This is a genomic window from Nocardiopsis sp. iso_186 (assembly GCF_056173365.1).
On sequence record NZ_CM149670.1, the window covers coordinates 2,105,841 to 2,119,248 of the forward strand.

Annotated in this window: 11 protein-coding genes; 6 read left to right on the top strand and 5 right to left on the bottom strand. The window is 68.7% G+C overall.

All coding sequences use genetic code 11. The features are described from left to right. Positions 1 to 52: 52 nt before the first annotated feature. A complete protein-coding gene (locus AC0VYP_RS09395; RefSeq protein ID WP_475473522.1) occupies positions 53 to 1,849 on the top strand; it encodes an ABC transporter ATP-binding protein in 1,797 nt (598 codons plus the stop codon). Between the two features lie 132 nt (positions 1,850 to 1,981). Beyond that, complete coding sequence (locus tag AC0VYP_RS09400; RefSeq protein ID WP_475473524.1) at positions 1,982 to 2,668, top strand: hypothetical protein; 687 nt, start codon at positions 1,982 to 1,984, stop codon at positions 2,666 to 2,668. A gap of 75 nt (positions 2,669 to 2,743) precedes the next feature. On the opposite strand, the gene AC0VYP_RS09405 is transcribed toward AC0VYP_RS09400, so the two are convergent. The 3 genes from AC0VYP_RS09405 to AC0VYP_RS09415 form a co-directional block, all read right to left on the bottom strand. Then, the gene (locus AC0VYP_RS09405; RefSeq protein WP_285760332.1) at positions 2,744 to 4,171 is read right to left on the bottom strand and encodes a threonine/serine exporter family protein; all 1,428 of its coding nucleotides are present in this window, start codon (positions 4,169 to 4,171) and stop codon (positions 2,744 to 2,746) included. Between the two features lie 219 nt (positions 4,172 to 4,390). Further along, positions 4,391 to 5,074, bottom strand: a complete 684-nt coding sequence (locus tag AC0VYP_RS09410; protein ID WP_285760331.1) for a response regulator — start codon at positions 5,072 to 5,074, stop codon at positions 4,391 to 4,393. A gap of 73 nt (positions 5,075 to 5,147) precedes the next feature. Next, positions 5,148 to 5,960, bottom strand: a complete 813-nt coding sequence (locus tag AC0VYP_RS09415; protein ID WP_475473525.1) for a RecB family exonuclease — start codon at positions 5,958 to 5,960, stop codon at positions 5,148 to 5,150. Positions 5,961 to 6,030: 70 nt separating this feature from the next. Here AC0VYP_RS09415 and AC0VYP_RS09420 point away from each other — a divergent pair, with 70 nt between their 5' ends. Next, on the top strand, positions 6,031 to 7,191 hold the full coding sequence (locus AC0VYP_RS09420) for a site-2 protease family protein (RefSeq protein WP_475473526.1): 1,161 nt from the start codon (positions 6,031 to 6,033) through the stop codon (positions 7,189 to 7,191). A gap of 30 nt (positions 7,192 to 7,221) precedes the next feature. Here the strand turns inward: AC0VYP_RS09420 and AC0VYP_RS09425 are convergent, their stop codons facing one another. Beyond that, positions 7,222 to 8,502: a helix-turn-helix domain-containing protein gene (locus AC0VYP_RS09425; protein ID WP_475473528.1), complete on the bottom strand. Its 1,281-nt coding sequence runs from the start codon at positions 8,500 to 8,502 to the stop codon at positions 7,222 to 7,224. A gap of 213 nt (positions 8,503 to 8,715) precedes the next feature. On the opposite strand from AC0VYP_RS09425, the gene AC0VYP_RS09430 reads away from it, so the two are divergent. Next, entirely contained in the window at positions 8,716 to 9,096 is a 381-nt protein-coding gene (locus tag AC0VYP_RS09430; protein WP_475473530.1) for a hypothetical protein, read from the top strand. A gap of 136 nt (positions 9,097 to 9,232) precedes the next feature. Here AC0VYP_RS09430 and ppgK read toward each other — a convergent pair whose 3' ends face one another. Further along, positions 9,233 to 10,006: a polyphosphate--glucose phosphotransferase gene (gene ppgK, locus AC0VYP_RS09435; RefSeq protein ID WP_475474207.1), complete on the bottom strand. Its 774-nt coding sequence runs from the start codon at positions 10,004 to 10,006 to the stop codon at positions 9,233 to 9,235. 198 nt (positions 10,007 to 10,204) lie between these two features. Here ppgK and AC0VYP_RS09440 point away from each other — a divergent pair, with 198 nt between their 5' ends. Continuing rightward, entirely contained in the window at positions 10,205 to 11,188 is a 984-nt protein-coding gene (locus AC0VYP_RS09440; RefSeq protein WP_285760326.1) for a tRNA (adenine-N1)-methyltransferase, read from the top strand. Positions 11,189 to 11,357: 169 nt separating this feature from the next. Beyond that, positions 11,358 to 13,121: a proteasome ATPase gene (gene arc, locus AC0VYP_RS09445; RefSeq protein WP_475473531.1), complete on the top strand. Its 1,764-nt coding sequence runs from the start codon at positions 11,358 to 11,360 to the stop codon at positions 13,119 to 13,121. The last annotated feature ends 287 nt before the right edge of the window (positions 13,122 to 13,408 follow it).

The window sequence follows — 13,408 nt, forward strand, 5'->3', positions numbered from 1 at the left end:
TCCCGCCCCGGGACAACCCTCCCGCGGCGCCCGAGCCGAAGGAAGACCGGCAATGACCAACCCGGGAACCCGCACCGCGGGCAGCGGTGACCCCGTCGTCTCCGTGCGAGACCTCTCCATCACGTTCGCGTCCATGGACGGCGACGTCCACGCGGTGAAGAACCTCTCCTTCGAGGTTCCCGCCGGCGGCGCGCTGGGCATCGTGGGCGAGTCGGGCTCGGGCAAGAGCGTCACCTCGCTCGCGCTCATGGGCCTGCACCGCGGTTCCAAGGCCCGTATGAGCGGCGGTCTCACCGTTGCCGGGGTCAACGTGGTGAGCGCGCCCGACTCCAGGATCCGCGCCATGCGCGGAAACGACATCGCGATGGTCTTCCAGGACCCGATGTCGTCGCTGCACCCGCAGTACACGATCGGCAACCAGCTGATCGAGGCCTACCGCACGCACCGGCCCAAGGCCAGTGCCGCGGAGGCCAAGGCGCGTTCGATCGACGCCCTTGAGCGGGTCGGCATCCCCGAGCCCGCCAAACGGATCAACTCCTACCCGCACGAGTTCTCCGGCGGTATGCGCCAGCGCGTGCTGATCGCCATGGGGCTGGTGTGCGAGCCCAAGGTGCTGCTCGCCGACGAGCCCACCACGGCCCTGGACGTCACCGTGCAGGCGCAGATCCTCGACCTCCTCGACGACCTGCGCCAGGACCTGGGCATGTCGCTGATCCTGGTCAGCCACGACCTCGCGGTCGTCGCCGGATCGGTGGACGAGGTCCTGGTCATGAAGAAGGGCGAGGCCGTCGAGCGGGGCGACGTGCGCTCGGTGCTCTCCTCGCCCGAGCACCCCTACACCCGCTCGCTGCTGGCCGCGGTGCCCCGGGTCGAGGTCTCCCGGGCCCAGCGCCGTGCAGAGGTGCGCGCCGACCGTGCTGCCGCGCAGCAGGCCGCCCCCCAGGCCGAGGCCACCCCGAAGGGCAGCGTCAAGGATTCCGGATCCGGCGTCGCAAAGGGCGAGCTGCTGCTGAGCGTGACCGACGTCCGGCAGAAGTTCAAGGTCCGCGGCGGCATGTTCGGCCGCACCACCGACTTCTACGCCGTGGACGGCGTCTCCTTCGACCTCTACCAGGGGGAGACCCTGGGCATCGTGGGCGAGTCGGGCTCGGGCAAGAGCACCCTGTCGCGGATGGTCATGCGACTGCTCCAGCCGACCGAGGGCTCGATCGTCTTCGAGGGCAACGACATCACCCGGCTGCCCGAGCGCAAGCTGCGCCCGCTGCGCCGCGACATCCAGATGATCTTCCAGAACCCCTACTCCTCGCTCAACCCGCGTCTCACCGTGGGCGACAGCATCGGCACCGCGCTCCGGGTGCAGGGAGAGGGCGACGGCAAGCTCATCAAGCGCAAGGTTCAGGAGCTGCTGGAGCGCGTCGGCCTGGAGGCCAACCACTACAACCGCTTCCCGCACGCCTTCTCGGGCGGCCAGCGCCAGCGCATCGCCATCGCCCGCGCGCTGATCCTCAATCCCAAGCTGGTCATCTGCGACGAGCCGGTCTCGGCGCTGGACGTCTCCACCCAGGACCAGGTGTTGCGCCTGCTCTCGGAACTGCAGGACGACTTCGACCTGACGCTCATTTTCGTGGCCCACGACCTCGCGGTGGTCCGCCAGGTCAGCGACCGGGTCGCGGTCATGCGCAAGGGCAAGGTCGTGGAGATGGGGGACGGCGACGCCGTGTACGAGAACCCCCAGCACGATTACACCAAGCAGTTGCTGGCAGCCGCCCCGATCCTGGACCCCGACGAGGCCAAGCGGCAGCGCTCCGCGCGTCAACAACTGCGCAAGCAGGTCAGCGCGGTCGTCTAGGATCCACCGCCGGCCCCGGCCGTCGTCAGCGCCCGTTCGCCGGGTCTCCCGTCAAGGGGGGACCGGCGGGCGGGCGTTCTTGCTGTCCGGGTCACGGTTCGGGAGAACCCGTCGGTAACAGGCGGGGGAGCGGTGAGAGTTGTCGCCAGTAGATCCGAACGCTGGGAGCGGGAACGGGGCACTGTGGTGTGGTCGGCACGGGGATCGGGTCCTTCGTACAGCCGTGCTCTCGGCGCGCGGCACCTGAGCGTGCTCGCGGCCGTGGCGGCGCCATTGCTCGTCGCAGCGGTGCTGCTCGGTTTCCTGATGCTCAGTGCGTACGGACCAGGCGGGCGCTGGTGGGCGACGATCGGATACGTGACCGCTTTTTGCATCCTCGCTGTCAGTCTCCTGCGCGGAACCCCCGCTTTCCTGCCCGGAGCCCTCGTCTTCCTGGCGATCGGGACCACGGCGACCGCCTTCGAGAACTGGGTACTGGCTGACCGGGGACGGGTGGCCGACTGCACCGTGCTGGACGTGGACACGCGGGTCGTGACGCTCACCCGTACTGACGTCGATGATTACGGCTTTACCACCGACACGGTCCACTACGACTACCGTCTCGACTGTCTGGGCGGTGCTCCCGCCACCCTGACCACGGGCAGTCCGGCCCACCGCGCGGACCGACCCCTGACGGTGGCCTACGACCCCGGCGGCAGGGTCGATCCCAAACCGCAGGCCCACGTGGACATCGACTCGGCATGGTGGGCCGCGGGCCTGATCGCGGCCTCGATCATCGTGGGCGTGGGGTGGACGCTGTGCGAAAAGGAACCCTGGTAGGCATGGGGTGCTCCGGCAGCGGACCGTCGAACGGGGCGGGCCCGTGTCCGTACCGCTATGGACACGGGCCGTCGGTCAGTAGCCGCCGCGGGTGCGCCGTGCGGCCTGGCGCCCACGGCGTCCGGCGCCGGCCAGTCCGCCCCGTTGGAAGGCGCGTACGAGTTCGCCACCGAAGTTGACTCCGGCGCCCAGGGCCATGCCCACGGCCACGGCCTCGCAGATACTCACCATGCCCGACACCGGGTCCCCCATGCTGATCTGCAGCAGCCCCCGGTACAGGATGCTGCCCGGCAGCAGCGGTGCGATCGCCGGGACGATGTAGGTCAGCGCCGGGCGCTGGGTACGTCGTGCCAGCCAGTGCCCGAGGACGCCGATCACGATCGCGCCCACCGCGGTTCCCACGATCGGCGGTACATCCAGGACCTCGCGCAGTCCTGCGTAGCAGACCCAGATCAACACGCCCAACGCGCCGATGGGGGCGAGGGTCGGCAGCGGTACTGCCATGGACACCGCGAACGCCACGGCGATCCCGGCCGCTCCCAGCAGTACGGGGGGAGCCATCGAGGTCCCGGCCGAGGGCAGATTGTCCAGGTCCATGTTCACGCCCAGCTGCACGGCCGTGTAGGCCACCATGCCGACGCCCGCGATGATCGCGCCCAGGGTGAAGAACACCTCCAGCAGCCGTGCCGCCGACGAGACGTAGGCCCCGCTGATGCCGTCCTGCAGACTGGAGACGAGGGGCCGCCCGGGCAGCAGCGCCATGATGTTTCCGGTGATGATCGCCGCAGCCTGCAACCGCAGATCCAGCTCGGAGCTGATCCACAGCAGGCCCACGCCCATGCTCGCGGCGATGGTCGCGGCCGCGATCATCTGGTAGAACTCCGCCACGCCGCGCTCGGCCAGTCCGACCGAGACCCGGTCGCCCAGCACCGTCGCCAGGAACGCGGCGGTGGCCACGATGAGGCCGCCGCCCATCATCACGCTGGCGCTGGAGGCGATCAGCCCGAACCCAGCCACCATCAGCCAGCGCGGGTAGGGCGGTTGGGCCCGTTTGACCGCGCGCAGCCGTGCGATCGCCCCTTCCAGTTCCACCTGGCCCAGTGCCGCATCCTGGACCAGGGTGTGCAGTTCGCTGACCCGGAAGTAGTCGAGGGTGCGCCGCCGTACGACACGCTCCCCGGTGACCGGGGGCTGGTCGCCGCCGGGGTGGCAGGACAGGGTGATCGCGGTGAAGGTCACCGACACCTCGCTGCGCGGCAGTCCGAAGGCCACCGACAGGCTCAGCATCGCCTCGCTGACGGCTTCGGTGGACTCCCCACTGGCGAGCAGGAGTTCTCCCACCCGAAGGACCAGATCGATCGCCCGCGGGTCGGGAAGCTGCACCGCGTCGTCGTCGAACTCCTCCGCCCCCGATTCGGGATCGCGCGAGGCGCGCCAGTCGCGCAGGCGGCTCAGCAGGGTGTCGTCGTTCAGCGGGCTGTGCCGCTGGGCTCGCTCGGTCATCGCCGGGGTTGGATACCTCCTCCAAGACGGTCCCGTCTCGATCCGGTCATCGGATGAGTTCGGGGGATCGAGGCATGTGCCCCGCCCCGTGGGACGCGGGGCGGGGGCGTGGGGTTGGCGGCGCACGACCGACTCCGAAGAGTGACCTCCGTCACGTGGAATCTCCCCTGTTGCCCCGCCGATACGGTGGGCCCGCTCCAAACCGTGGCAGCCCTCGGGTCAGTCGTCCGCCTTACCCGGAGTGATTACCCCGTTCTCGTACGCGTAGACCACCGCCTGCACCCGGTCGCGCAGCCCCAGCTTCGTCAGTACGTTGCCGACGTGGGTCTTCACCGTCGTCTCACTGACCACCAACCGGTGCGCGATCTCGGCGTTGGACAGTCCGCGTGCCAACAGCCGAAGAACCTCGCGCTCGCGTTCGGTCAGATAGTGCATCCGTGGTGGGACGGAGACACGCGTCGAGGGCAGCCGGTCGGCGAACCGGTCGAGGAGACGGCGGGTCATCGAGGGGGCCACGGTCGCGGCGCCCGCGGCCACCACGTGGATCGCCGACAGCAGCTCGGTGGGAGGGACGTCCTTGAGGAGGAAGCCACTGGCACCGGCGCGCAGCGCCTCCACCACGTATTCGTCGAGGTCGAAGGTGGTCAGGACCAGTACCCGCACGGCCTGTCCGGCATGTGTCGCCCACGTGGTGATCTCCCGGGTGGCGTCGATACCGTCCTTCCCGGGCATCCTGATGTCCATGAGCACCACGTCGGGCAGCAACCGCCTGGTGGCGGACACCGCGGCGTGACCGTCACCGGCCTCGCCCACCACACTGACCCCGGACTGGGACTCCAGGATCATCCGGAAGCCCTGGCGTAGGAGGGGTTGGTCGTCAACGAGCAGCACACGGATGGACATGGTCCCGATTCTTCCCGATCAGCGGACCACAATCACGGTTGGCGCTTCCCGGAGACCGGATCGGCACCGCCGGTCAGGAGGAGGCCGGCAGCGGCGGGGGAGTCCCACCGAACTCCGGGCAGTGCGCCTGGTAGTCACACCATCCGCACAGCTTGGACTTGCGCGGTTGCCATTCCCCGGCCCGCGCGGCCGCGGTGATCTCGTCCCACACCGACCGGATGTGCGCCTCGGCGTCGCGTAGCTCGGCCTCGGTGGGGTCGTACCATCGTGCGCCGCCGTCGCCGCCCAGGTACAGCAGCTGCAGGCGATCGGGGACCCGGCCGGTCTCGCGCCAGATCATGACGGCGTAGAAGAAGATCTGGAATCGGGCCTTCTCCTCGAACCGGGCCGATGGTTTCTTGCCGGTCTTGTAGTTGACGATGCGCACCTGGCCGTTGGGCGCGACGTCCAGCCGGTCGATGTAGCCGCGCAGCCGTGGTCCGTCCGCGAGCTCGACCTCCAGCCGCATCTCGCGCTCCCGTGGTTCGAGCCGTTCGGGGCGTTCCATCTCGAAATAGCGTTCCACCAGCGCCCGTGCGGCGCTCAGCCATTCCTGGAGCGCCGTGTCGTCGGCGAACATCTCCATGATCTCGGGTTCGCGTTCGCGCAGCTCCTTCCACTGCGGCTCCAGCAGCGCCAGTGCCGAGCGCGGGGTGCGGCTCTCGGCGGGCAGTTCGAACAGGCGCTCCAGCACCGCGTGGACCAAAGTCCCGCGCTTGGCCGCCGGGCTGGGCTTCTCCGGCAACCGGTCGATCACCCGGAACCTGAACATCAGAGGGCACTGCATGAAGTCCCCGGCACGCGATGGCGACAGTGCCCGGAGCACGGGAGAAGGAGTGGAGCTCATGACTCCTCACCCTAGACGCGCACGACGACATCCGCAGGCCCGGCGTTCGGGGACCGCGTAGCCTGAAGGAGTGACCGAACAAGGCAGGACCCCCCGGCAGACACGGACCACGAGCAGTTCGAGAGGGCGCGGTGGGATCCGGATCGTCACCCTGCTGGGCGTACCCGTCTACGTCACGCCCTCGTGGCTGCTCATCGCGGTGATCATCACGGTCCTCTACCAGCCGATGGTGGAGCGTGCGCTGCACCTGGGGCCGGCCTCCTATCTGGTCGCCCTGGCCTTCGCCGTGTTGCTGTACGTCTCGGTGCTCATCCACGAACTCGCCCACTGCGTGGCCGCGCGTTCCTTCGGCCTCCCGGTGCGCCGTATCACCCTCTACATGCTGGGCGGGGTCTCCGAGATCGAACGGGAGGCGCCGACCCCGGGACGCGAGTTCTGGGTCGCGTTCTCCGGGCCGCTGCTCTCGGCGGTACTGGCCGGTGGCGGTTTCGTCGTCTATCTTCTCGTCGATCCGGCCACCGTCGTCGGGGTTCTGGTCTGGCAGCTCTGGGTGGCCAACCTCCTGGTGACGGTCTTCAACCTGCTGCCCGGCCTCCCGTTGGACGGGGGGAGAATCCTGCGCGCCGGGGTGTGGGCCGTCACCCGCCGGCCGCACAGCGGAACGGTCGCGGCAGCCTGGGTCGGCAGGGGGCTGGGTGCCCTCATCATCGCGCTGCCGTTCGTGTACGCGGTCTGGTTGGGCGTCGCACCCAGCCTGTTCGGGATGCTCTGGTCGGTGCTGCTGGGCGCCTTCATCTGGATGGGGGCCAGCTCGTCGTTGCGCAACGCACAACTGCGTCAGCGCATCCCCGCGATCCGCGCTCGGCTCCTCGCCCGTCGGGCCGTCCTGGTGATCGGGGACACCCCGTTGGCCGAGGCGCTGCGGCAACGAGCAGTGGCCGATGCCGGGGCCATCATCGTCACCGACTCGCTGGGCACCCCGACCTCGTTGGTCAGCGACACCGCTGTGTCGGCGGTCCCCGAGCCCCGGCGTCCGTGGCTGCCGGTCGCCAACACCGCGCGCGCCATCGTTCCGGAGATCGTGCTCTCGGCAGACTCCAGCGGAGAGGAACTGCTGCGGGCGATGCACGACTACCCGTCCGCCGAGTACCTCCTGGTCGAGGCGGACGGGAGCCCCTACGGCGTGCTGATTGCAGCCGACGTGAACCGGGCCTTCGCCGCGGCGGGGTGAGTCCGCGGAAAGGACCCGGGGCGCCTCCTCTCAGGCCGGCAACCGACCGGTGATCATCGCGGTGAGTTGTTCGTCCAGCAGGCTGACACAGCGGGCACGCGGGCCGTGGTAGTCGCGGCGAAACCGCCTGACCCGCCCGATCACCCGTTCGGAGCGGAAGTTCACTCCGGTGCGCAGCGCTTCGGAGGCCAGTCGGAACGCCTCGTCAACGTCTCCGGCATCGGCGTGCGCCGAGGCGAGCTCCACCATCAGGATCGCCCCTTGCTTGGCCCCGGGGGGCCGGGAGTTGCCGAACGCCTCGTAGAACGCCGAGCGGGCTTCGTGCGGGCGCCGCAGGCGGACCGCGGCCAGTGCCCGGTACCCCGCCACCTTCGCGTCGTCGAACGCGAACACCCACGGCCATGGTGGTTCGGCGTTGTCGGGGCGGGCCACCTCGGCTCCGGCCGTCCTCAGCTCGCGGTGCGTGGAGGAGGAGTCGCCCAGACCGGCGTACCCCATCGCGCGTACGCACGCCAGCCAGGCGCGCGCCGTGGGGTGGGAGTCGTTGCCGAGGCGGCGGGTCGCCTCGGCGGCCAGGCCCAGCCCGAGCTCGGCATCGTCGGAGTCGATTTCGAACGCGGCCAGGCTGCCCAGCATGTACACGTCGAGCAGGCCGTGGCCGGCCTGACGGGCATGCTCGACCGCCACCCGGTAATAGGACCGTGCCGACCCGGCGTCACCCATGTCGGCATGCAGCCACGCGGCGAAGCCCGCTGCTTCGCTGGCTGCGGCGGCCACGTCCACCAGGTGCGGTGTACGTCGTGCCCTCCCCAGGGTCCGCCCCGACAACTCCAGGTGGGCCAGTGCGGCCTTGGCCAGGTCGCGGGAGGGGGAGGATGCGTCCAGACGCCGCTGCCCACCGGTGATGGAGCGCAGGGTCGGCGCCGTGGTCTCATTGATGTTGCCCGCTGCGCTCGCCAACGGCAGTGGGGTGGCCGTCATGGCGACGACCTTTGCGAACTCTCGGCGCCTCGTTGGATCCGCCCCCTTCACGATGCCCACCGCGCTCACGGTGGGACGGCGTGACGATGCGAAGGACGTAGGCATGGCGCCCACGGTCGCGAACCTGAGAAGATGGACCGGGATATCGAGCCGTCCCGCGATCTCCCTCACCTGGTCGATGGTGAGGGACTGTTGGCCGTTGACGACTCGTGACACCCAGCTCTGGCTGTAGCCCACGGTTCGGGCCAACTCAGCCTGAGACCATCCGCGGGTCAACCGGATGGCTTCCACGATCGCCGCCATGTCGCAGGTGGCCAGTGCGGTGGCCATTGCGGGGCGGGACCAGAACTCCGGAGGTAAGGCACCATCACGCTGGGGCATGAGCCTAGATTAGGGACCCGACCTGGGCTTCGTGGCTATCCGTAAAAGAAATACCTCTATGCGTGATTTGCATAGGGTTATCTTTCGAGGTGAAAGGGGGTGCAGAGTCAAGGGACTAAAGTCCCGTTTTCGTGGGAAATCACCAGTGGATAGGACCTGTGAATGACCATCGAGACACCCCCAATGGGCATGCCTTCGCTGGCCGGATCCGGACAGCACATTGATTACGGCCGCAACGACGTGCTGTGGCTCTCCGCTCTGCGCTCGCTCGACGCGCGGCTGCAGGAGTGTGGGCTGGAGACGTCCCTGGACGGCCAAATAGGCGCAATTGACGCAACTCTACGCGACCCGTCCTCTATCTGGGGTGTGCCCCTGAGGACTCAGCGCACAGTGCTGCGTCCGCACCGCGGCCGGCTGTGGTGGTGGCTGCGTGCCTCGCACGAAGAGCCGGCCGTGCCGTTCATGAGCCCGCTCACCCCGGCAGTCAACTCCTCGGCTGCGGCGCGCCGCATCCTCGGAGTGCTCACCCCCCGCGCCAACTAGCAGGCGCACCGAGCACGTATGACCGGTCCGGTCCCGCCTCTGGTGGCGGAGGACGGGCTGTTGCACCGCACACCCTGGGAGGGGAAACGCCCGGCCGTCGGGAGAGGCACGGCCGGGCAGTGGTCTTTTCGGTGCGTCAGCCCAGTTGCTCCGCGGCCAGGACGGCGGCACCGACGATCCCGGCGGTGTTGCGCAGCTGAGCCGCGACGATCGGCGCCCGCAGGTGCAGGTGCGGCAGGAACTTGTCGGCCTTGCGGCTCACCCCGCCACCGACCACGATCAGGTCCGGCCAGAGCAGGTCCTCCACCACCGAGTAGTAACGCTGCAGGCGTTCCTCGGCCCACTGCTGGTAGGACAGGTCCTCGCGCTCCTTGGCACTGGAGGCAGCCCGGGTCTCGGCGTCGTGCCCGTCGATCTCCAGGTGACCGAACTCGGTGTTGGGCACCAGGCGGCCGTCCAGCAGCAACGCGGTCCCGATTCCGGTTCCCAGCGTGGTCAGCAGTACGACTCCTTCGGTTCCCGCAGCCGCCCCGTAGCGGTGCTCGGCCACCGCTGCCGCGTCGGCGTCGTTGACGACGTAGACCCGGCGCCCGGTGGCCTTGGCCAGCAGGTGCTCCACATTGGTGCCCACCCAGGACGGGTTGACGTTGGCCGCGCTGCGCGCGACCCCGTGCTGGATCACCGCGGGGAACGTGACGCCCAGAGGGCAGTCGGCATCCACGTGATGGGGGAAGTGCGCGGCGATCTCGGCCACCACCTCGGCCACCGCCTCGGGGGTCGCGGGCTGCGGGGTGGCGATCTTGACCCGCTCCACCAGGAACTCCCCGGTGTCCAGGTTCACCGGGGCCCCCTTGATCCCGCTCCCGCCGATGTCGATTCCCAGTCCGGTCCGCACCGCGTGCTGCACCATCGAGTTCATGCCCTTCTGCTGTCGGCCACACCCGCCACTTGGCCACCGGTACTCCGAGGCCGTCCGACCAGTATCCAACCCCCGCCGGGCGAAGTGTGTGGCGCGTCACCCCTGCGCGTTTCGGGGGGTGCGCGAAGGCCGATACGCTGGGCGACCGGCCCAGAAGCACACGATCTACACCGCAGAGACGAGAAATCAGTGACCGGCATCCACGGCCGCCGCGGACCCTTCGGGGACGGCGACATCGTGCAGCTGACCGACCCCAAGGGGCGGATGCACACCATCACCCTGCGCGCCGGGACGGCGTTCCACACGCACCGTGGCCGCCTGGACCACGACGATCTGATCGGCGCCCCCGAGGGCAGCGTGGTCACCGCCAGTTCGGGGACCGCCTACGTGGCGCTGCGTCCCCTGTTGGCCGACTTCACCCTGTCGATGAAGCGCGGCGCGACCATCGTCTACCCCAAGGACGCCGCACAGATCGTCGCGCAGGCCGACATCTTTCCCGGCGCCCGCGTGCTGGAGGCCGGTGTCGGATCGGGCGGGCTGTCGTGCTGGATGCTGCGCGCTGTGGGGGATGACGGCCTGCTCTCCTCCTACGAGCGTCGCGCCGATTTCGCCGACATCGCGCGTACCAACGTCCAGCGTTTCTTCGGGGCCGAGCACCCCGCCTGGAAACTGACGGTCGGCGACCTGGTGGAGAGCCTGGACGAAGGCGACTTCGACCGGGTGGTCCTGGACATGCTGGCCCCTTGGGAGTGCCTGGACGCCGTTGCCAAGGCGATGGTCCCCGGCGGTCTCATCTGCGTCTACGTCGCAACCACCACCCAGCTTTCCAGGGTCGTCGAAGGGCTGCGCGAGCACGGCTCCTTCTACGAGCCCTACTCCTTCGAGACCATGCTGCGCACCTGGCACGTCGAGGGCCTGGCCGTGCGCCCCGACCACCGGATGATCGGCCACACCGGTTTCCTGGTCACCGCCCGTCGTCTGGCCGACGACACCACCGCGCCGGACCGCCGCCGTCGTCCCGCCAAGGGCTCCTACGGCGAGGAGTACGCCAAGAACCGCGCACAGTCCGCTCCTGAAGCCGCCGCTGCCGGTTCGGTGGAGCCCGCCGCGACGCCGGACGCCGCGGCCACGGACGCTGCGACTCCTCCTGTCAACTCCGAAAACGGACAGTAAGGCCGGGACCGGACGTTACGTTCTCATTACGAGAACACCCTGATCGGCAGGGTGAGCTCGTCTTATCCGCGATTAAAAACCGAGTGGTTCGACACTGGCCGCCGAGGACAGGTTAGGAATGGGCCCCGGGTAGGTAGGCTCCCGATTAGGTTTTTCCTCTTAACGGGAGGTGGCGGACGTGGCCGATCGCGACGACGAGCGTCAGGCAGAGCGCGACCGTGAGGAGCTCGTGGCCCAGGTCTCCTACTTGGAGCAGGAACTGGGCGTCCTGCGGCGCAAACTCGCCGATTCCCCTCGGCACGTACGGTTGCTCGAGGACCGACTCCGGGAGGCCCAGGCCAGCCTGGCTGCGACCAATGGTCAGAACGAGCGCCTGGTGGCGACGCTGAAGGAGGCGCGCGACCAGATCGTGGCGCTCAAGGAGGAGGTCAACCGGCTGGCGCAGCCGCCGTCAGGCTTCGGGGTCTTCCTTGAGGCCCGTGACGACGAGACCGTCGAGATCTTCACCAACGGCCGCAAGATGCGGGTCAACGTGAGTCCCTCGGTCGATCTCGACACCCTGCGGCCGGGGCAGGAGGTCATGCTCAACGAGGCGTTCAACATCGTCGAGGCGGCCTCCTACGAGACGATCGGTGAGGTCGTCATGCTCAAGGAGCTCCTTGAGGACGGCGAGCGCGCCCTGGTCATCTCCAACCACGACGAAGAGAAGATCGTTCGACTGGCCGAGCCGCTGCGCGACCAGCCGGTGCGCGTGGGCGACTCGCTGCTGTTGGAGTCGCGTTCGGGCTACGTCTACGAGCGCATCCCCAAGTCCGAGGTGGAGGAGCTGGTCCTCGAAGAGGTCCCCGACATCGCCTACAGCGACATCGGTGGCCTCGGTGGTCAGATCGAACTGATCCGCGACGCGGTCGAGCTTCCCTACCTGCACAAAGACCTGTTCTACGAACACAAACTGCGTCCGCCCAAGGGCGTCCTGCTCTACGGTCCGCCCGGCTGCGGCAAGACGCTCATCGCCAAGGCGGTGGCCAACTCCCTGGCGAAGCAGGTGGCGGAGCGCACCGGCCAGGACGCGGGCAAGAGCTTCTTCCTCAACATCAAGGGTCCGGAGCTGCTCAACAAGTACGTCGGCGAGACCGAGCGGCACATCCGCTTGGTCTTCCAGCGTGCGCGGGAGAAGGCCAGCGAAGGCACCCCGGTCATCGTGTTCTTCGACGAGATGGACTCGATCTTCCGCACGCGCGGCTCGGGTGTTTCCAGCGATGTCGAGAACACGATCGTGCCCCAGCTGCTCAGTGAGATCGACGGTGTCGAGGGCCTGGAGAACGTCATCGTCATCGGCGCCTCCAACCGCGAGGACATGATCGACCCGGCGATCCTGCGTCCGGGGCGACTCGACGTCAAGATCAAGATCGAGCGTCCCGACGCCGAAGCGGCCCGCGACATCTTCGCCAAGTACATCGTCAACGACCTTCCGCTGCACCCCGACGACCTCGCCGAACACAGCGGTTCTGCGGCCGAGACCGTCAACGCCATGATCCAGCGCGTCGTGGAGCGGATGTACGGCGAGACCGAGGAGAACCGCTTCCTGGAGGTCACCTACGCCAACGGCGACAAGGAGGTCCTGTACTTCAAGGACTTCAACTCCGGCGCGATGATCCAGAACATCGTGGACCGCGGCAAGAAGATGGCGATCAAGGACTTCCTGGAAGTCGGCGCGCGCGGGCTGCGGGTCGCCCACCTGCTCCAGGCGTGCGTGGACGAGTTCGCCGAGAACGAGGACCTGCCCAACACCACCAACCCCGACGACTGGGCGCGCATCTCCGGTAAGAAGGGCGAGCGCATCGTCTACATCCGGACGCTGGTCTCGGGTAAGAAGGGCGCCGACTCCGGCCGGTCCATCGACACCGTGGCCAACACCGGCCAGTACCTGTAGGAACGCGCTTCACCGAAAGAACGACGGGGACCTGCCGGCCACCGGTGGCTCCCCGTCGTCCTCGTTCTTCCCGGTCGTCACGGTTGCGCGATCGTCCCGGGGCGAGAGGAGCGGACAAGCAAGCCCCCGGTTCCCCTCGGGCCTGCCGTCCCGAGGGGAACCCCGGAACGACCAGGGGCGTTGGTGTAGGGTCGGCCATCTCGCACGGCCCGGGGCCGCAGCCGGGCGCGGGCCTGTGGGCACGTGGCCCCGGAGGGGCGCCTCCGGAGCGTTCCGAGCCTCCCCCA

Bases quoted from the DNA above. Each gene is read 5' to 3' on its own strand.
- AC0VYP_RS09395 (WP_475473522.1), top strand. From the start codon at position 53: ATGACCAACCCGGGAACCCGCACCGCGGGCAGCGGTGACCCCGTCGTC.
- AC0VYP_RS09405 (WP_285760332.1), bottom strand. From the start codon at position 4,171: ATGACCGAGCGAGCCCAGCGGCACAGCCCGCTGAACGACGACACCCTG.
- AC0VYP_RS09410 (WP_285760331.1), bottom strand. From the start codon at position 5,074: ATGTCCATCCGTGTGCTGCTCGTTGACGACCAACCCCTCCTACGCCAG.
- AC0VYP_RS09415 (WP_475473525.1), bottom strand. From the start codon at position 5,960: ATGAGCTCCACTCCTTCTCCCGTGCTCCGGGCACTGTCGCCATCGCGT.
- AC0VYP_RS09425 (WP_475473528.1), bottom strand. From the start codon at position 8,502: ATGGCCACCGCACTGGCCACCTGCGACATGGCGGCGATCGTGGAAGCC.
- AC0VYP_RS09430 (WP_475473530.1), top strand. From the start codon at position 8,716: ATGACCATCGAGACACCCCCAATGGGCATGCCTTCGCTGGCCGGATCC.
- ppgK (WP_475474207.1), bottom strand. From the start codon at position 10,006: ATGGTGCAGCACGCGGTGCGGACCGGACTGGGAATCGACATCGGCGGG.